The organism is Lelliottia sp., from assembly GCF_045627565.1.
Lineage (GTDB): Bacteria > Pseudomonadota > Gammaproteobacteria > Enterobacterales > Enterobacteriaceae > Enterobacter.
Window position 1 is genome coordinate 1 of sequence record NZ_JAZQNX010000008.1, and the last position, 17,702, is coordinate 17,702.

The window sequence follows — 17,702 nt, forward strand, 5'->3', positions numbered from 1 at the left end:
ACAGAATTTGCCTGGCGGCTTTAGCGCGGTGGTCCCACCTGACCCCATGCCGAACTCAGAAGTGAAACGCCGTAGCGCCGATGGTAGTGTGGGGTCTCCCCATGTGAGAGTAGGGAACTGCCAGGCATCAATAAAGAAGAACCCCGGTCCGCAAGGCCCGGGGTTTTTTGCTTGTGTTTTTCAGTGATAATGCTCAGAAAATAAGCCAGTCTGATAAGAAGTCCGGATGTTTGTTACATCGGTGATACAGTTGTGTAAAAGTATGGAGTGAGTCGGCTTAATAATGGGCAAGCTGCCATAATGAATACCCCGCCGTAGCACCGGCGACGTCCCACGCAAAGTCTTTCCAGCTCCAGCCGCTTCCTGCGGGGCGACTATCCCACAATTCCTTTGTAGCCCCTAGGCTTACTGAAAACATAAGCCCATAAAGAGCGCTGCGATCACGGCTATAACCCTGATGTTGAGCGTATTCGTTTCCTGCTGCAGATAGCATTGCTGAGGCTATAAAATGCTGGGCCTTATCCTGGCCCTGCCAGCGATCGTTGGCCATATGGCTACAGCCAGAAAGTAAAAGAAGACTAAAGAGGAAAGGGCTGCGCATCGTGGACTCCAAAAAAAAGCCCTGTCGATGACAGGGCTTGGGCATTACAAAATGCGGCTAATCAGGCGATCAATACGTATCCGGCGTAAACGGCGGATGAGCTTACGCACTTTCACCGGATAGTCTGCAATACTCTGCAGGTCGCGATAGTGGCGAACAGTGAGTGTGTGGGTACGGATCAATTCGAGTTCACGTTCACGCTGTGCAGAAAGTTCGTGCCGCGGATCGTGAATCAGGATTGCGTTTTCAAGATCCAGACGCCATGCACGTGGGTTTAAATTATTCCCTGTCAGAAGCATCCAGTTATCGTCCACCCACATACCTTTCAGATGATAGCTGTTATCATCATCCTTCCAGAGACGAACGATGAGCTGATCGGTATTGACGTAATATTGCAGACGGCTCAGGAATCGACGCAGGTTAATTTCATAGAGATAGGGCAGTGCGCCAATAATTTTAAATGGCTGATCTTCTGGGATAAAGAAATCATTTGCACTCTTATCACCGACGATAATTTCGACTTTTTTACCATCACGCAGCAGTTGAATAATGTTGCGAACCAGGATGGCAGGTAAATTGAAATACGGCGTACAGATCGTCAGTTTTTGCTCGGTACACGGCATCAAATGATAGATGGTCTTGTTCAGCAGGCTGGATTTACCCAAACCGACCAATGGCGTAACAGAAAGCTGTTCATTATCCGCATCGCCATGAAAATGATAAACCGCATCGCGTAATTCCTGACGGAAAAGGCGGATGTCATTTTTGATTTCTGGGCTCTTTGGACGATTAGGATCATCAAGACGATTTACGCCACGACCATGTACCAGGTTTTGATCAACCCAGTTAAACATGATGTCCGTCATCTGTTTATTGCGAATAAGGTGGTAGCGATCATAACGATATTTATCAAGCTGGTGCAGATAAACGTCATTAATGCTTGCGCCGCTGTAAAGGACACAGTCATCAATGATGAAACCTTTGAAATGCAGAACACCAAGCGCTTCACGTGTATTGACCGGTACGCCATAGACACGCACGTCTACACCTGGATTTTCCTGAGCCATGCGGCAATACCAGTCTGCATTGGTGTTTGATGCAGCGGCGCCTATCCGGCCTCGTTGTGCGCGATGCCAGTCAACTAAGATGCGAACGTCAAGTTCCGGGCGCTGCCGTTTCGCCTCATAGACTGCGCTTAAAATGGCACGTCCGCCTTCATCCTGTTCAAGATAAAGCGCCACAATGCAAATACGCTGAGCGGCACTCGCGATCTTTTCCAGAAGCGTCTCCCGAAAATGGGCGGGAGCATAAAAGAACTCGACATCATCAACTGACTGAGAAATCTTCGGTAGTTGAGCAAGGTGTTGTTGATGTTTATTGCGCTTAAATTTTGACAACATCACAGTGCGTATCTTCTCTGTTCATTGAAGGGTTATCTGACATCTGCAGACAACATAAGCGGACAATGATACCACCAGTAAAGTCTAAGTGGTCAACATTTCCAGTACCTTACTTCCGACTCAACGGCGGTGTCAGACTAAGCGACAGAGCAACAATCCCTTCATCCAACTGAATATCGACGTCAAATCCAAGTTTACGCGCCAGGGTAATCATGCCGCGGTTATGGGGCATCGTAATGCCATTCAGGCACAACAATCCGTGATCGCGGGTGTAACTGATCAGTTTTTCTAGCAGTCGCCGTCCCAGACCCAGACCTTTCAGATCAGACCGAACAAGCACCGCAAATTCCGCATCCACATTGTCAGGATCGGAGATCGCGCGCGTCACGCCCAGGATCTCATCGCCGCTATCACGATGACGAACGGCCACAAACGCCATTTCCCGATCGTAGTCGATCTGGGTCATATTGGCTAAATCTTCATGGGTAAATTCGCTGATCTCGCTAAAATAACGATAATACAAGTCCTCTTTAGTGACCTGTTCAATAAATACACGTAGCTGCGGCTCGTCTTCAGGGAGAATAGGGCGAAATAGCACGCTTTCCCCGCTCTTTAACTCAACCCACTCTTCCAGGTGCAAAGGATAGGGGCGGATGGCCAGCCGATTCTCCCGGTCGCCGTCAAATGGGGCGATATCTAGCGTCACATCCAAAGCCGTAAACTCGTTACCTGAAGCCAAAAGCGGATGAATATCCAATCGCTGTATTTCTGCACAATCGACAATCAGGTTTGATACTTGCACCAAAAATTGGCTTAACCCGGCAATATCCAGAGGCTGAAGAGCACTGCGGCCACGGATTTTTTTACTCTTGATAGCCTGTATCACCAGATAGCGTGCCAGGTTCATATTCAGCGGAGGCAATGCCACGACAGCCTGTTCTTCCGGGTGCCACTCTACGCCCCCTTCGCCCAACATAATCAGCGGACCAAATACAGGATCCTGTTCGACGACGACTCTCAGTTCTTGTGCTCCGGCCCGATTAGCCATGCTTTGTACCAATAGCCCATGAACCCTCGCCTGGGGCCAGGCCATTTTGACGCGATCAAAAATAGCTTCAGCGGCCTGCTGCACTTCCGCTGCGGTACGCAAGTAAAGCATCACCCCTTGTACATCCGACTTGTGCGGGATATCAGGGGAGCGCAGTTTCAATGCAACGGGATAACCAATCTGTTCGGCAATGTGAACAGCCTCGGCGCTATCCCCGGCAATCCAGGTCGACAGAGTGTGTATGCCGTAGGCATCAAGGATCGGCTGGACCTCATGCGTATCAAGCGCACGCGTGCCGTCTTCGATTGCCGAGCGCAACAGATGATGAGCCGCGGTCGCGTTTGCCGTAAGATTGTCGGGTAACGCGGGCGTTTCACGCAGTTGTTTTTGGTTACGACGATACTCAACCATGTGCATAAAAGCGGTAATCGTCCCTTCTGGCGTGCGATACGTTGGGAGCCCCGTTTCGCTGAACAAGCGCCGCGCCTCTTGCGAGGAAAACTCGCCGCACCAGTTGGTTAGTAGAGTGACATATTTTCCGCGTGGGTGATTTTTGACAGCATCGATTAACGCTCTGGCGCTTTCGCTTCCTGGGGCAGCGGCGCTAGGGGAATGGATCACCATCAGCGCATCAAAGTCCTGACTATCCAGCAATAATGTAATAGCTTTGATATAACGCTCGCTGCTGGCATCGTCTCGCAGATCGAGTGGATTACCGGGCGTCACGCTGTCCGGAAATGCTTCACGTAGTTTGCCAAGCATCTCTTCACTCAACGTGGCCAATTTTCCATTGCGTAGCCACAGCTCATCGAGAGCCAGTGCAGCCGGCGCCGCACCGTTGCTGATGATCATCAGCCTTTCGCCACGCAACGGACGCATATGGCTCAACGTCTCTACGGCAGAGAAAAGCTCGTGAGTATCCTGCACACGCAGCAGACCGGCACGCTGAATGGCGGCGTCCCACGCAGGATCCATACCTGAATGGGAATGCAGCAGACGCTGCGCTGCCGGGCTACGACCGCTTTTAATGACCAGAATAGGTTTGTTACGCGCGGCACTGCGAGCAGCGGAGACAAAGCGTCGCGCGTCGCTTAAATGTTCCAGATAAAGAAGTATGGCGCTGGTTTTACTGTCACGCGCGAGGAAATCCAACAGTTCGTCCACGTCGATATCGAGGCTATCACCCAGCGCGATAAAATACGAAAACCCCATTTCACGCTGCTGGGCCCAATCGAGAATCGTGTTAGAAACGGCTGCCGATTGAGAAATGAACGCTAACTTACCTTTACGTATCGGGACTGGAGAGAAACTGGCGTTTAAGCCCTGCCAGGGGGCCAGCAATCCCAGACTGTTTGGCCCCAGCAGGCGCATTTGGTAACGACTGGCGCAGGCCATGAGTTCTGCCTGCTGTTCCGGCGGGGAAGAGAGAATGATGCAGGTTTTACAGCCTTTATCACCCAACGCTTCCAGCAACGTGATGTTGCGTTTGGCATGCGTACACAGCACAGCAAGATCGGGCACAAACGGCAGACTGCCAACATCGGGCCACGCAAGCACACCCTGAACCGCTTTATATGCCGGCGTAACGGGCATCACCGGACCATTAAAACCCCCGGCCAGCAGGTTGCGCATCATTAAATATCCCGCACGATCGGGTTTCATGGATGCGCCAATAACGGCAATCGATTTTGGACGGAGTAGCGCTTCTAGCCCTCGCTGGCTCATACAAGTCTCCTGAAAGCACGAGTGACCCGATGATTTTAAACGCTTTCTGACTCTTCTGCTGTGATGCTTCCCGTACGATTGGGTTTTCCTGCCAGATAGCGCTCACGGAAACAGGAAAAATGGTTCCCCAAAGCGCTGGCCGCAACGGTATCGCCCGCAAGATCCAGCAGAGCGATAGCCACTTCAGCCGTGCAATATTGATCTTCAGCATGAGCAGCGCGTAATCGGTAGGCCGACACCCTGGAGAGATCGACTGAGATCACGGGGAGTGCATCCAGATAAGGACTCTTGCGGAACATTTTCCGCGCTTCGGTCCAGGTGCCATCCAGCATAATGAACAGAGGAGGCTTTCCCGTTGCTGGCATTGACATCACCTTCCTGTCAGGTCCTGCGTAAGAGGCGGGAAACACCACCATTGGTTGATAATCTGGGTTTGCAACCAGATCGAGAAGTGCCTGAGGAGGATCGGTTCGCGACCACTGAAACGCGGCGGTATCCGGAAGGATATCGGCAATCAACCGGCCGGTATTGCTGGGTTTCATCGGCTCAGTATCAAACATTACCAGGCAAAAACGGCTTTTGGCGTGGCTGGGAGCCAGCGTGTCACACAGGCAAAGTTTAAGCGGCAGTAGGCAACGCTGACAGCGACGAACGCGGTTGCCACGAGCGAGAAAAGGACGGGTCGCACGCGCCAGGCGTTCGGCGCGTAATTGGAGTACGGCGTTATCAGTCATAGAGGTGGCATAGGGAAAATGTCATTTTCGCAGAGCAAACTGCGGGGCACAAGACGCACCCCGAGATTGTTAGAGCGATTCGTTCAACCAGCTCTCGAAAGGCGCCTTCGGTACGGCACCATTAAGCATATCCACCATTTCGCCATTTTTGAAAATCATAATAGTCGGAATACTGCGAATGCGAAAACGCGCGCTGAGCTCGCGTTCAGCTTCGGTATTCACTTTCACAAAACGCATTTTGCCGCTGCGTTCTTCCGCGACATCTTCAAAGATGGGTGCAAAGTTACGGCACGGGCCACACCAGGGTGCCCAGAAATCCACTACAACCGGGAGATCGTCTTTCAGCAGTTTGTCGAGAGTTTCACCCGTGGCGTTAATCACGTCGCCATCGAAAAGCTCATGACCGCAACGCCCACATTTTGCTCCATCATCAATGCGGCCTTCCGGAATGCGATTAAGAGCCTGGCAGTTGGCACATACGGTATTCATAACTAACCTCTGATAGAGCAGTAGGACAATGCGGCATAATGCCGATAATGTTTCCGATATGTTACATATTATCATTGAGCCTGTTTGAAACGACAATGCGTTTTATTCAATAGGAACAATAGTCATAGGCTTTTATACGAAATAATGGCTATGCGCTTGCACATCGGGTAATCTGCGCGCTTCGCGCAGCGCTGGTGGAGAAAAGCATGAACGATGAACTGAAAAATAAAAGCGGCAAGGTCAAAGTGATGTATGTCCGCAGTGATGATGATTCTGACAAACGCACCGTTAATCCGCGTACCGGAAAGGGTGCAGGGCGTCCAGCATCTTCGCGTGCAGACGGTGGCCGTCGCCCCGCCCGCGATGACAAAAATTCCCGCGGTGATGACCGCAAACGTGATGACCGTAAGCGTGACGATCGCAAACGCGACGACCGCCCTCGGGATGACTTCCAACGTGATTCCTCACCATGGCGCACGGTGTCTCGTGCCCCAACTGACGACGCACAGGCTAAGGCCGATCACGGCGGAATCAGTGGTAAAAGTTTCATCGATCCGGAAGTGCTGCGCCGTCAACGCGCAGAAGAAACCCGTGTGTATGGTGAAAATGCGTGTCAGGCCCTGTTCCAGAGCCGTCCGGAATGTATCGTTCGTGCCTGGTTTATCCAGAGCGTAACGCCGCGTTTCAAAGAAGCACTTCGCTGGATGGCTGCAAACCGTAAGGCATACCACGTTGTTGATGACGAAGAACTGACGAAGGCGTCGGGTACTGAGCATCACGGTGGCGTTTGCTTCCTGATCAAAAAGCGTAACGGCACAACCGTTAAGCAGTGGGTCAGCCAGGCGGATGCCGATGACTGTGTACTGGCACTGGAAGATGTGGGTAACCCACATAATCTGGGCGCAATGATGCGTAGCTGCGCGCACTTCGGCGTGAAAGGCGTACTGTTGCAGGATGCGGCGATTGTCGAGTCAGGTGCAGCGATTCGTACGGCTGAAGGTGGGGCTGAGCACGTCCAGCCTATCACAGGCGAAAGCGTACTGGATGCTATTGAGGAGTTCCGCAAAGCGGGTTATTCCATTGTGACTACATCCAGCCATACAGGCACGCCGCTGTTCCAGGCCACGCTGCCGCGCAAAATGGTGCTGGTGCTGGGTCAGGAACGCGATGGTTTGTCCGATGCTGCGCTTTCAACGGCCGACCTGAGTGTTTCTATCGAAGGGACTGGTAAAGTAGAAAGCCTTAACGTTTCCGTTGCAACCGGCGTTCTGCTGGCTGAATGGTGGCGTCAAAACAAAGCGTAATCTCGCATTGTTTATTATGCCCGGCGATTGTCGGGCATATTCATTTTGGTATTAACCTTTAAATCTGCTTAAAAAATCACTCACTTTCCGCCGGTAAGACTGGCATCCAGTCGATAGGCTTCTCGCCACGTTTTTCTAACCACTCATTTGCTAACACAAAATGATTGCAGCCAAAAAAGCCACGATGAGCAGAAAGCGGAGAAGGATGGGGCGCTTTCAGCACATGGTGGCGCTTGGGATCAATAATCGCCCCTTTCTTCTGCGCATGCGCTCCCCACAGTAAAAACACAACGCCTTCTCGATGCTCGTTGATCAGGCTAATCACTTTGTCGGTGAACGTTTCCCATCCGAGGCTGGCATGAGAATGTGCCTGTCCTGCCCGCACGGTCAGTACCGTATTGAGGAGCAGCACACCCTGATGCACCCAGCTCTCTAGATAGCCATGGGCAGGGCGAACAAAGCCAGGCATAGAACCTTCCAGCTCCTTATACATGTTCAGCAGAGAAGGTGGTGTGGCAATACCCGGACGAACAGAGAAAGCCAAACCATGCGCTTGTCCTGGGCCGTGGTAGGGATCCTGACCCAGGATCACGACTTTGACGTTATTCAGTTCGGTGTAGCGGAAAGCGTTAAACACATCTTTTTGCGGCGGGTAGATTGTTTGGCCTGACTGCCTTTCAGTGGCGACGGTGTTCAGCGTATTAACAAAATAGGGTTGTTGTTTTTCATCAGCCAACACGTCATGCCATGTTAATGAAGTGGTCATCTCGCTCTCCTACGAATTTTATCTGCGCCTAGCTTAACCGTTAATGCCGGAGGCGCAAAATCCGTTAGGGATAAAGCCCTTAAGACTTGAAAAGAACGAAAACAAACCCAGATTCCACGGTGTGAAAATTGATATAAAACAACAAATTCAAACCACACAATTTGTAAGGTCTGTTTTTTGTTGATTTAGGTCAATGAATGGGGCGGGTTCGACTGATATATATACACTCAAGAAACAATGGTTTTACCAATTGGCCGCTAATGGCCGACACCAAATAATGTAGGTTATGGGAGGCATCATATGATTACGGGTATCCAGATCACTAAAGCTGCAAATGACGACCTGTTGAATTCTTTTTGGCTGCTGGACAGCGAGAAAGGTGAAGCGCGTTGCGTCGTGGCGAAAGCCGGTTTTGCGGAAGACCAAATTGTGCCAGTAAACAAACTGGGCGAAATCGAATACCGTGAAATCCCAATGGAGATCCAACCAGAAGTACGCGTTGAAGGTGGTCAACACCTGAACGTCAACGTACTGCGTCGCGAGACACTGGAAGATGCGGTTAAGCATCCAGAAAAATATCCGCAGCTGACCATCCGCGTTTCAGGTTATGCCGTACGCTTCAATTCACTGACGCCAGAACAGCAGCGCGATGTGATTGCTCGTACCTTTACTGCTAGCCTGTAAGATCCGCTGGAAATAAAAACGCCGGGTAATGAGCCCGGCGTTTTTTTATTCTTCTTTGTTAGAAGTCGCTGTTGAGCCACTCGGCTTACGGCGTTTGCCAATATTCTTGGCATCACGGTGACGGTCCTTCACGCGCGGTTTTTCTTTTTCTTTCTGTTTCTGCTCTTCGCGTTTAGCGAGCACTTTCTTAGACGGTTTACCCGTCATTTTCTCGCTCGGCGGACGCGTCGTAGGGCGTAACTCATCAATTACGCGCGCTTTAACGGGCTCTTCGATGTAACGGCCTACTTTCTGAAGCAGCAGATAGTCATGCGCTTCAACCAGAGAAATAGCCGTACCCTTCAGGCCTGCACGACCGGTACGACCAATACGGTGAAGGTAGGTATCCCCGCTGCGCGGCATGTCAAAGTTAATAACATGGCTTACTTCAGGAATGTCGATACCGCGCGCCGCTACGTCGGTAGCCACCAGAACATTAACGCGACCTTCGGTCAGACGTTTAATACCTTCGGTGCGTTTCACCTGCGGCATGTCGCCTTCAAGATAGCAGTTATCGATACCCGCTGAACGCAACTGAGCGGCTAACTCATGCACGCGCTCGCGTTTACGAACAAAAACAATGGTACGCGTCGTGTCATCTTGTTTGAGCAAATGCTTCAACAGCTCAAGCTTGTGTTCAAAGTTATCCGCGCGGTAATACCACTGGTGGATCTTTTTGCGCTCACGCGTAGAAGGCGTGGCAGAAACTTCGGCCGGATCCTCCAGAAGACGCTCAGCAAAATCTTTGATCGCATCGCCTTCAAGCGTTGCGGAGAACAGCATCGTCTGTTTGCGCCAGCGCGTTTCGCCTGCGATATGCTCGATATCCTGCGCAAAGCCCAGTTCCAGCATACGGTCTGCTTCATCAAGGATCAGCGTTTCTACTGCGCGGCAGTCAAAGTTCTCTTCTTTGATGTATTGCATCAAACGACCGGTCGTCGCCACCACGATATCCTGGTTCTCACTGAACACTTCGGCGTGGTTCATGTAGGCGACACCACCGGTAATGGTGGCAATATCCAGATGCGTTTTTGCGGCTAATTCACGCGCATGTTCTGCTACCTGAACGGCAAGTTCACGTGTAGGTGTCAGAATCAAAATACGCGGTGGGCCAGATTTCTTGCGAGGGAAATCAATAAGATGCTGCAAGACAGGCAGCAAGTACGCCGCCGTTTTACCGGTGCCTGTCGGCGCAGAACCGAGTACATCACGGCCTTCTAACGCAGGCGGAATGGCAGCCGCCTGGATGGCAGTCGGGCGTGTGAAGCCTTTATTCTGGAGAGCTTCCAGCAGGCATTCATCGAGTTCAAGTTCGGAAAAAGTCGTTACAGTCATGTTCTACCTCTGTGTGGGGCGCTGATTATAGACGTTATGGCTGCAATCTTCATCTGTTTGTATGGATATCCCTTTTCCACCACTTCGCTTTCCCCTATGCTATTCCAGTTTCATTTAAGAAGGTTGTTTTGACATGTCTCAACCCAAAGCGCTGTTGCGCCGCGATGGTTTCACTTTTAAACAGTTCTTTGTAGCTCACGATCGTTGCGCGATGAAGGTCGGTACTGACGGTATTTTACTCGGTGCATGGGCTCCCGTCGTGGGCGTAAAGCGAATTTTGGATATTGGTAGCGGAAGTGGCCTTTTAGCGCTGATGCTGGCGCAACGTACCGAGCAGCATGTCACGATTGACGCGGTCGAACTGGATGCTCAGGCAGTGAATCAGGCCAGTGAAAACGCCGCTGAATCCCCTTGGGCTGAACGTGTTCAGGTTCAGTGCGCTGATATTCTGGCGTGGGCGCCCGAGCAAACGGCGCGCTACGATCTTATCGTTAGCAATCCCCCTTATTATGAGCCTGGCGTTGACTGCGGCACGCCAGAGCGTGACCAGGCACGCTATACCGGTTCGCTTGGTCATCCTGCGCTTTTAGCAGCGGCAGCCAATTTAATCTCGGAAGAAGGGTTTTTCTGCGTCGTATTACCCGAAAATACCGGGAATACTTTTATCAAGACTGCGCTCGATATAGGCTGGTTCTTACGTCTGCGAACCGATATTGCCGATACCGATGGAAAACTGCCTCACCGGGTATTACTGGCGCTATCGCCGAAAGAGGGAGAGTGCTTCAGCGACAGAATGGTGATTCGTGGGCCAGACCAGCGTTACTCCGAAGATTACACCGCGCTGACCCAGGCATTTTATCTGTTTATGTGAACAAGTGGGGCCAGAATCGACGGCCCCGACTCTTCCAGTTGATCGGGGTAATCCAGCGTGTAATGTAAGCCTCGACTTTCTTTACGCATCATGGCGCACCGCACAATCAACTCAGCAACCTGTACCAGGTTGCGCAGCTCAAGCAGGTTATTGGACACGCGGAAATGGGCGTAATACTCATCGATTTCTTGCTGGAGCATAGTAATGCGCCGCAGCGCGCGTTCCAGACGTTTCGTGGTTCGCACAATCCCAACGTAATCCCACATAAACAGTCTCAACTCATGCCAGTTATGCTGAATGACCACGAGTTCATCCGGATTATCGACTCGACTCTCATCCCAGGCGGGAAGCGATTCTACCTTGCGGGCATAGGGCGTACGTTTGGTGATATCTTCTGCAGCTGACCAGCCATAAACCAGACATTCAAGCAGCGAGTTAGACGCCATGCGGTTTGCACCATGCAGCCCGGTGTAACTCACCTCGCCGATCGCGTAAAGACCATCAACGTCTGTCCGTCCATGGTCGTCTACCATCACGCCGCCGCATGTATAGTGCGCAGCGGGGACAATAGGGACGGGTTCTTTGGTCAGATCGATCCCCAGTCCGAGTAATTTCTCGTAGATGGTCGGGAAGTGCTGACGCACAAAATCAGCGGGTTTATGGCTGATGTCGAGATACATGCAATCGACGCCGAGACGCTTCATTTCATGGTCAATGGCGCGCGCCACAATATCGCGCGGAGCAAGTTCACCGCGGGAATCAAAGTCTGGCATAAACCGCGAGCCGTCGGGGCGTTTAAGGTGAGCACCTTCGCCACGCAGGGCTTCGGTCAACAGAAAGTTGCGCGCCTGAGGATGGAACAACGCTGTTGGATGAAACTGATTAAACTCCAGATTGGCGACACGGCAGCCGGCACGCCAGGCCATCGCAATGCCATCGCCTGAGGAGATGTCTGGGTTTGTCGTATATTGGTAAACTTTAGAAGCGCCGCCCGTTGCCAACACCACAGATTTTGCCTGACAGGTTTCCACTTTTTCTTTATTACGGTTCCAGACCCATGCACCAACGACTCGTCGCGTTCCCGGCAGCCCAATCTTATCGGAAACAATCAAATCGACCGCGTTGCTGCGCTCGAGTACCTGAATGTTCGGATGGTTACGCGCCTGGCTGACTAGCGTGGTTTCAACTTCTTTACCCGTGGCGTCGGCAGCATGCAAAATGCGACGGTGACTATGACCCCCTTCACGGGTGAGGTGATAGCCTTCTTCACCATTCGGCTGAATATGCGTATCGAATAAAACGCCCTGATCGATAAGCCATTGAACACAGTGACGTGCATTGCTGGCTACAAATTCAGCGGCATGCTCTTCAACAATTCCTGCGCCCGCTATTAAGGTGTCTTCGACATGTGACGCGATGCTGTCTGTTTCATCAAACACAGCCGCAATGCCACCTTGCGCGTAGAAGGTTGAGCCTTCGCTCATTGGCCCTTTGCTCAGGACAATCACTTTCTGCTGAGAAGCCAGGCGAAGTGCGAGGGACAGGCCAGCTGCGCCGCTGCCAATAATCAGTACATCACATTGGAGTTCTGGAGTTGTGTTCATGATTTTTGTTTAATTTACTAAACAGTGTTTGGCCAGAATAGCACCGGTACGCGTTACACAGCACGTTTTTTTTATTGTGTGTTGCGCAGCCTAAACATCGGCGGAGAGGATAAAATCGTGCAAATGCGCGAAAATATTTTGCGAAGCAGATCGTTAGCTTCAGATTTTGTGGTGAAATAATACCTTTGTTGCGGTACTCTGCTGGCTGTAAAAATGCCCTTTACTATCAGAAATTGGGGTACGTATCGTTAACAGACATATAATGAGAGAAAATGAACTGTCTGCGACACGATGAACAAAAACAAAAGCGTAACGGAACTTACTGATGAATAGACACTCTAATCTCATGCTTGCTCACATTGCAGTGCTTTTAGAGTGGCGTTTCGATAACGCGTGGAATTTAGGTTTGGGGAGACATTACCTCGGATGAGCGAGCAGTTAACGGACCAGGTCCTGGTAGAACGGGTCCAGAAGGGAGATCAGAAAGCCTTTAACTTACTGGTAGTGCGCTATCAGCATAAAGTGGCGAGTCTGGTGTCCCGTTATGTCCCGTCAGGGGATGTCCCTGATGTGGTACAAGAGTCTTTCATTAAGGCCTATCGCGCGCTGGATTCTTTCCGGGGAGATAGTGCTTTTTACACCTGGCTGTATCGCATTGCTGTCAATACAGCAAAGAATTATCTGGTTGCTCAGGGCCGTCGTCCGCCATCAAGTGATATTGATGCGATTGAAGCAGAAAACTTCGAAAGTGGCGGCGCATTGAAAGAAATTTCGAACCCTGAGAACTTAATGTTGTCAGAAGAGCTGAGACAAATAGTTTTTCGAACGATCGAGTCGCTCCCGGAAGATTTACGTATGGCAATTACGTTACGGGAACTGGATGGCCTTAGCTATGAAGAGATAGCTGCCATCATGGATTGTCCGGTCGGGACGGTTCGCTCACGTATTTTCCGTGCGCGAGAAGCTATTGATAATAAAGTTCAACCGCTTATCAGGCGTTGACGATAGCGGGATACTGGAAAAGGTATTAGGCATGCAGAAAGAAAAACTTTCCGCTTTAATGGATGGTGAAACGCTGGACAGTGAGTTGCTCAACGAGCTTTCTCATTCTCCCGATATGCAAAAGACCTGGGAGAGTTACCATCTCATCCGTGATTCTATGCGCGGTGATACGGGCGATGTTCTCCATTTCGATATCTCAGCACGCGTAATGGCGGCCATTGAGAACGAGCCTGTACATCAAACCATTCCTTTGATTCCTGAAGCTCAGCCGGCGCCGCATCAATGGCAAAAGATGCCGTTCTGGAAAAAAGTGCGCCCATGGGCGAGTCAGCTTACCCAAATGGGTGTGGCGGCATGCGTATCGCTTGCAGTTATTGTTGGCGTCCAGCACTATAATGGTCAATCTGAAGCGAATCAGCAGCCTGAAGCGCCAGTGTTCAATACGCTGCCGATGATGGGCAAAGCAAGTCCGGTAAGTCTGGGCGTGCCAGCAGATGCGTCGGTAAGTCCTGGTCAGCAACAGCAGGTACAGGAACAGCGCCGTCGCATTAATGCGATGTTGCAGGATTACGAATTGCAGCGCCGCTTGCACTCGGAACAACTCCAGTTTGAGCAGGCGCAAACCCAGCAAGCTGGCGTGCAAGTACCAGGAAACCAAACTTTAGGAACGCAATCGCAGTAATGAAGCAACTTTGGTGCGCCATGTCTTTGGTGGCGGGTAGCCTGTTCTTCTCTGCCAACGCCTCGGCTGATTTATCGTCCGGGGCGTTGTTGCAGCAAATGAACATGGCCAGCCAGTCACTCAATTATGAGTTGGCTTTTGTCAGTATCAATAAGCAAGGTGTAGAGTCGTTGCGCTATCGCCATGCTCGTCTTGATAAACAGCCGCTTGCCCAGCTTTTACAGATGGACGGCCCGCGTCGTGAAGTTGTTCAGCGCGGTAATGAAATCAGCTATTTTGAGCCAGGTCTTGAACCGTTTACGCTCAATGGCGATTACATCGTCGATTCGCTACCCGCTCTTGTGTATACCGATTTTAAGCGTCTGTCGCCTTACTACGATTTTATTTCGGTTGGCCGTACCCGCATTGCGGACAGGCTGTGCGAAGTCATTCGCGTAGTGGCAAAAGACGGCACACGCTATAGCTACATTGTGTGGATGGATACGGAAACCAAGCTGCCAATGCGTGTCGATCTGCTCGATCGCGACGGTGAAACGCTTGAACAATTCCGCGTGATCTCGTTCACCGTGAATAATCAGGTTGGCACCAGTATGCAAAGTCTGGCTAAAGCTAACCTTCCACCGCTTCTGTCGGTTCCTGCGGGCGACGCGGCTAACTTTAACTGGGCGCCATCATGGATACCTCAAGGTTTCAATGAGATATCCAGCAGTCGCCGTCAGCTTCCAACGATTGAAACTGCGGTCGAATCTCGACTTTATTCTGACGGTCTGTTTAGCTTCTCGGTGAATATCAATCGCGCCACCGCTAACAGTTCTGAGCAAATGCTCCGGACGGGCCGCCGAACAGTCAGTTCGACGATACGCGATAATGCTGAGATCACCATTGTGGGAGAACTTCCTCCGCAAACGGCAAAACGTATTTCAGATAGCATTAAATTCAGGGCCGCCCAATGATCAAAGAATGGGCCACGGTGGTTTCGTGGAACGATGGCGTTGCGCTGGTTATGTGCGACGTCAAAGCCTCATGTAACAGTTGTGCTTCCCGTGCTGGATGCGGCTCTCGCGTACTCAACAAACTCGGACCGCAAACCACGCATACGATTTCTGTACCCAGCGAGCAGCCTCTCACCGAAGGGCAAAAGGTCGAGCTTGGTATTGCTGAGGGCAGTTTGCTAGGCTCGGCAATGCTGGTTTACCTCTCGCCGCTCGTGGGCTTATTTGTACTTGCGGGAATCTTCCAAATGTTATTTGGAACCGATCTTGCGGCAATGTGCGGCGGAGCGTTGGGTGGTGTAGGTGGTTTCATGTTGGCACGTGGCTTTTCGCAAAAACTCGCTGAGCGAGAGGCCTGGCAACCTGTCATTCTGAGCGTAGGCCTTCCTCCCAACATGCTTCGTGTTGAAACGCTATCTTCTGAAGCCCGGTAATGACACCGGGCTTTATCTTTATTTACCTCTCTGAAATGAAAACCCCGAATCCTCGCGCTAAGCTTGGCTTTAAGAGCATTTCCTGGTGACGAAGATGTAGTGTAGAATGCTGCGTTTTCGCACTGAAAAACGTCAGGCTAAGAACAGCGGCCTCCAGGAATTCGTAAGGCATAATTATTTAATTATATGAAGAATATACGTAACTTTTCGATCATTGCTCACATTGACCACGGTAAGTCGACGCTGTCTGACCGTATTATCCAGATTTGCGGTGGCCTGTCTGATCGTGAAATGGAAGCCCAGGTTCTGGACTCCATGGACCTGGAACGCGAACGTGGTATTACCATCAAAGCGCAGAGCGTCACGCTTGATTACAAAGCCGCCGATGGCGAAACCTATCAACTGAATTTCATCGACACCCCAGGCCACGTTGACTTCTCATATGAAGTTTCTCGCTCGTTGGCGGCCTGTGAAGGCGCGCTGCTGGTGGTCGATGCCGGGCAGGGCGTAGAAGCCCAGACCCTGGCGAACTGCTACACCGCAATGGAAATGGAACTTGAAGTGGTGCCGGTTCTTAACAAAATCGACCTGCCTGCGGCTGATCCAGAGCGTGTAGCGGAAGAGATTGAAGACATCGTGGGCATCGATGCTACCGATGCTGTGCGCTGCTCCGCGAAAACCGGCGTGGGTGTTCCTGATGTGCTGGAACGACTGGTTCGCGACATTCCGCCACCGGAAGGTGATGTGGATGCCCCGCTGCAGGCACTGATTATTGACTCCTGGTTTGATAACTACCTGGGCGTTGTGTCGCTGGTCCGTATCAAAAACGGCACCATGCGCAAAGGCGACAAAATCAAAGTGATGAGCACCGGTCAGGTTTATAACGCTGATCGTCTGGGGATCTTCACGCCAAAACAGGTTGACCGTACTGAACTGAGATGCGGTGAAGTTGGCTGGTTGGTTTGCGCGATTAAAGACATTCTGGGCGCGCCAGTTGGCGATACCTTGACGCAAGCGCGTAACCCGGCTGACAAAGCGCTGCCTGGCTTCAAAAAAGTGAAACCACAGGTATATGCGGGTCTGTTCCCCGTTAGCTCTGATGATTACGAAAACTTCCGTGACGCGCTGGGTAAGCTGAGCCTCAACGATGCTTCACTGTTCTATGAGCCAGAAAGCTCTACTGCGTTGGGCTTCGGCTTCCGCTGTGGCTTCCTCGGTCTTTTGCACATGGAGATCATTCAGGAACGTCTGGAGCGTGAATACGATCTGGATCTCATCACCACGGCACCGACCGTCGTGTATGAAGTTGAGACAACGAACAAAGAAGTTATTTACGTCGATAGCCCATCGAAGCTGCCGCCTCTGAATAACATCGAAGAGCTGCGCGAGCCTATCGCTGAATGTCACATGCTGCTGCCACAGGAATTCCTGGGCAACGTGATTACACTGTGTATCGAGAAACGTGGCGTGCAGACCAACATGGTTTACCACGGTAACCAGGTTGCGCTCACCTATGAAATCCCGATGGCAGAAGTGGTGCTCGACTTCTTTGACCGTCTGAAGTCCACTTCGCGCGGCTACGCGTCGTTGGATTACAACTTCAAACGCTTCCAGGCTTCCAACATGGTACGTGTGGATGTGCTGATCAACAGTGAGCGCGTCGATGCGCTGGCGCTGATTACGCACAACGATAACGCACCATACCGTGGCCGCGAACTTGTCGAGAAAATGAAAGAACTGATCCCGCGTCAGCAGTTTGATATCGCGATTCAGGCGGCCATTGGCAACCATATTATTGCTCGTGCAACGGTAAAACAGCTGCGTAAAAACGTTCTGGCGAAATGCTACGGCGGTGACGTCAGCCGTAAGAAAAAACTGCTGCAGAAACAGAAAGATGGTAAGAAACGCATGAAGCAGGTTGGTAACGTTGAGCTGCCACAGGAAGCGTTCCTCGCCATTCTGCACGTTGGTAAAGACGGAAAATAATTCTAA

The 17,702-nt window shown here is 51.3% G+C and carries 17 protein-coding genes and 1 rRNA gene; 10 read left to right on the forward strand and 8 right to left on the reverse strand.

Features of this window, described 5'->3' with window-relative positions:
• Nucleotides 1-10: 10 nt before the first annotated feature.
• Nucleotides 11-126, forward strand: a 5S ribosomal RNA gene (gene rrf / locus ACKI5T_RS04925).
• A gap of 151 nt (nucleotides 127-277) precedes the next feature.
• On the opposite strand, the gene ACKI5T_RS04930 is transcribed toward rrf, so the two are convergent.
• The 5 genes from ACKI5T_RS04930 to trxC form a co-directional block, all read right to left on the reverse strand.
• Nucleotides 278-601, reverse strand: a complete 324-nt coding sequence (locus tag ACKI5T_RS04930; protein WP_407435998.1) for a YfiM family lipoprotein — start codon at nucleotides 599-601, stop codon at nucleotides 278-280.
• A gap of 44 nt (nucleotides 602-645) precedes the next feature.
• Nucleotides 646-2,001: a CDP-diacylglycerol--serine O-phosphatidyltransferase gene (gene pssA / locus ACKI5T_RS04935; RefSeq protein WP_407436777.1), complete on the reverse strand. Its 1,356-nt coding sequence runs from the start codon at nucleotides 1,999-2,001 to the stop codon at nucleotides 646-648.
• A gap of 109 nt (nucleotides 2,002-2,110) precedes the next feature.
• Nucleotides 2,111-4,774: a bifunctional acetate--CoA ligase family protein/GNAT family N-acetyltransferase gene (locus ACKI5T_RS04940; RefSeq protein WP_407436000.1), complete on the reverse strand. Its 2,664-nt coding sequence runs from the start codon at nucleotides 4,772-4,774 to the stop codon at nucleotides 2,111-2,113.
• 35 nt (nucleotides 4,775-4,809) lie between these two features.
• A complete protein-coding gene (tapT, locus tag ACKI5T_RS04945; RefSeq protein WP_407436002.1) occupies nucleotides 4,810-5,508 on the reverse strand; it encodes a tRNA-uridine aminocarboxypropyltransferase in 699 nt (232 codons plus the stop codon).
• 69 nt (nucleotides 5,509-5,577) lie between these two features.
• Nucleotides 5,578-5,997, reverse strand: coding sequence for a thioredoxin TrxC (gene trxC, locus ACKI5T_RS04950; protein WP_015960061.1), 420 nt, complete (start codon nucleotides 5,995-5,997; stop codon nucleotides 5,578-5,580).
• 206 nt (nucleotides 5,998-6,203) lie between these two features.
• Here trxC and ACKI5T_RS04955 point away from each other — a divergent pair, with 206 nt between their 5' ends.
• Nucleotides 6,204-7,301 carry a tRNA/rRNA methyltransferase gene (locus ACKI5T_RS04955; protein WP_407436005.1) on the forward strand — a complete coding sequence of 366 codons (1,098 nt, stop codon included), beginning with the start codon at nucleotides 6,204-6,206 and terminating at the stop codon, nucleotides 7,299-7,301.
• Between the two features lie 76 nt (nucleotides 7,302-7,377).
• On the opposite strand, the gene ung is transcribed toward ACKI5T_RS04955, so the two are convergent.
• Nucleotides 7,378-8,067: a uracil-DNA glycosylase gene (gene ung / locus ACKI5T_RS04960; RefSeq protein WP_407436007.1), complete on the reverse strand. Its 690-nt coding sequence runs from the start codon at nucleotides 8,065-8,067 to the stop codon at nucleotides 7,378-7,380.
• 300 nt (nucleotides 8,068-8,367) lie between these two features.
• On the opposite strand from ung, the gene grcA reads away from it, so the two are divergent.
• Entirely contained in the window at nucleotides 8,368-8,751 is a 384-nt protein-coding gene (grcA, locus tag ACKI5T_RS04965) for an autonomous glycyl radical cofactor GrcA (protein ID WP_015960058.1), read from the forward strand.
• A 45-nt stretch (nucleotides 8,752-8,796) separates the two neighbouring features.
• On the opposite strand, the gene srmB is transcribed toward grcA, so the two are convergent.
• Entirely contained in the window at nucleotides 8,797-10,125 is a 1,329-nt protein-coding gene (gene srmB, locus ACKI5T_RS04970) for an ATP-dependent RNA helicase SrmB (protein WP_015960057.1), read from the reverse strand.
• A 133-nt stretch (nucleotides 10,126-10,258) separates the two neighbouring features.
• On the opposite strand from srmB, the gene trmN reads away from it, so the two are divergent.
• Nucleotides 10,259-10,996, forward strand: coding sequence for a tRNA(1)(Val) (adenine(37)-N(6))-methyltransferase TrmN (trmN, locus tag ACKI5T_RS04975; RefSeq protein ID WP_407436009.1), 738 nt, complete (start codon nucleotides 10,259-10,261; stop codon nucleotides 10,994-10,996).
• On the opposite strand, the gene nadB is transcribed toward trmN, so the two are convergent.
• A complete protein-coding gene (gene nadB, locus ACKI5T_RS04980) occupies nucleotides 10,981-12,600 on the reverse strand; it encodes an L-aspartate oxidase (protein ID WP_407436011.1) in 1,620 nt (539 codons plus the stop codon). The genes trmN and nadB overlap by 16 nt on opposite strands.
• Nucleotides 12,601-12,946: 346 nt before the next feature.
• On the opposite strand from nadB, the gene rseD reads away from it, so the two are divergent.
• From rseD to lepA, 6 genes are all read left to right on the forward strand, one after another.
• Nucleotides 12,947-13,030 carry a rpoE leader peptide RseD gene (gene rseD, locus ACKI5T_RS04985; protein ID WP_407436779.1) on the forward strand — a complete coding sequence of 28 codons (84 nt, stop codon included), beginning with the start codon at nucleotides 12,947-12,949 and terminating at the stop codon, nucleotides 13,028-13,030.
• A complete protein-coding gene (gene rpoE, locus ACKI5T_RS04990) occupies nucleotides 13,027-13,602 on the forward strand; it encodes an RNA polymerase sigma factor RpoE (protein WP_015960054.1) in 576 nt (191 codons plus the stop codon). The genes rseD and rpoE overlap by 4 nt, the downstream gene beginning before the upstream one ends.
• Nucleotides 13,603-13,633: 31 nt before the next feature.
• Nucleotides 13,634-14,284: an anti-sigma-E factor RseA gene (gene rseA, locus ACKI5T_RS04995; RefSeq protein WP_059179479.1), complete on the forward strand. Its 651-nt coding sequence runs from the start codon at nucleotides 13,634-13,636 to the stop codon at nucleotides 14,282-14,284.
• Nucleotides 14,284-15,237 carry a sigma-E factor regulatory protein RseB gene (rseB, locus tag ACKI5T_RS05000; RefSeq protein ID WP_407436013.1) on the forward strand — a complete coding sequence of 318 codons (954 nt, stop codon included), beginning with the start codon at nucleotides 14,284-14,286 and terminating at the stop codon, nucleotides 15,235-15,237. The genes rseA and rseB overlap by 1 nt, the downstream gene beginning before the upstream one ends.
• Nucleotides 15,234-15,710, forward strand: coding sequence for a SoxR-reducing system protein RseC (gene rseC, locus ACKI5T_RS05005; protein ID WP_407436015.1), 477 nt, complete (start codon nucleotides 15,234-15,236; stop codon nucleotides 15,708-15,710). The genes rseB and rseC overlap by 4 nt, the downstream gene beginning before the upstream one ends.
• 186 nt (nucleotides 15,711-15,896) lie before the next feature.
• Entirely contained in the window at nucleotides 15,897-17,696 is a 1,800-nt protein-coding gene (gene lepA, locus ACKI5T_RS05010; protein WP_015960050.1) for a translation elongation factor 4, read from the forward strand.
• The last annotated feature ends 6 nt before the right edge of the window (nucleotides 17,697-17,702 follow it).

Bases quoted from the DNA above. Each gene is read 5' to 3' on its own strand.
- ACKI5T_RS04930 (WP_407435998.1), bottom strand. From the start codon at position 601: ATGCGCAGCCCTTTCCTCTTTAGTCTTCTTTTACTTTCTGGCTGTAGC.
- pssA (WP_407436777.1), bottom strand. From the start codon at position 2,001: ATGTTGTCAAAATTTAAGCGCAATAAACATCAACAACACCTTGCTCAA.
- ACKI5T_RS04940 (WP_407436000.1), bottom strand. From the start codon at position 4,774: ATGAGCCAGCGAGGGCTAGAAGCGCTACTCCGTCCAAAATCGATTGCC.
- tapT (WP_407436002.1), bottom strand. From the start codon at position 5,508: ATGACTGATAACGCCGTACTCCAATTACGCGCCGAACGCCTGGCGCGT.
- trxC (WP_015960061.1), bottom strand. From the start codon at position 5,997: ATGAATACCGTATGTGCCAACTGCCAGGCTCTTAATCGCATTCCGGAA.
- ACKI5T_RS04955 (WP_407436005.1), top strand. From the start codon at position 6,204: ATGAACGATGAACTGAAAAATAAAAGCGGCAAGGTCAAAGTGATGTAT.
- ung (WP_407436007.1), bottom strand. From the start codon at position 8,067: ATGACCACTTCATTAACATGGCATGACGTGTTGGCTGATGAAAAACAA.
- grcA (WP_015960058.1), top strand. From the start codon at position 8,368: ATGATTACGGGTATCCAGATCACTAAAGCTGCAAATGACGACCTGTTG.
- srmB (WP_015960057.1), bottom strand. From the start codon at position 10,125: ATGACTGTAACGACTTTTTCCGAACTTGAACTCGATGAATGCCTGCTG.
- trmN (WP_407436009.1), top strand. From the start codon at position 10,259: ATGTCTCAACCCAAAGCGCTGTTGCGCCGCGATGGTTTCACTTTTAAA.
- nadB (WP_407436011.1), bottom strand. From the start codon at position 12,600: ATGAACACAACTCCAGAACTCCAATGTGATGTACTGATTATTGGCAGC.
- rseD (WP_407436779.1), top strand. From the start codon at position 12,947: ATGCTTGCTCACATTGCAGTGCTTTTAGAGTGGCGTTTCGATAACGCG.
- rpoE (WP_015960054.1), top strand. From the start codon at position 13,027: ATGAGCGAGCAGTTAACGGACCAGGTCCTGGTAGAACGGGTCCAGAAG.
- rseA (WP_059179479.1), top strand. From the start codon at position 13,634: ATGCAGAAAGAAAAACTTTCCGCTTTAATGGATGGTGAAACGCTGGAC.
- rseB (WP_407436013.1), top strand. From the start codon at position 14,284: ATGAAGCAACTTTGGTGCGCCATGTCTTTGGTGGCGGGTAGCCTGTTC.
- rseC (WP_407436015.1), top strand. From the start codon at position 15,234: ATGATCAAAGAATGGGCCACGGTGGTTTCGTGGAACGATGGCGTTGCG.
- lepA (WP_015960050.1), top strand. From the start codon at position 15,897: ATGAAGAATATACGTAACTTTTCGATCATTGCTCACATTGACCACGGT.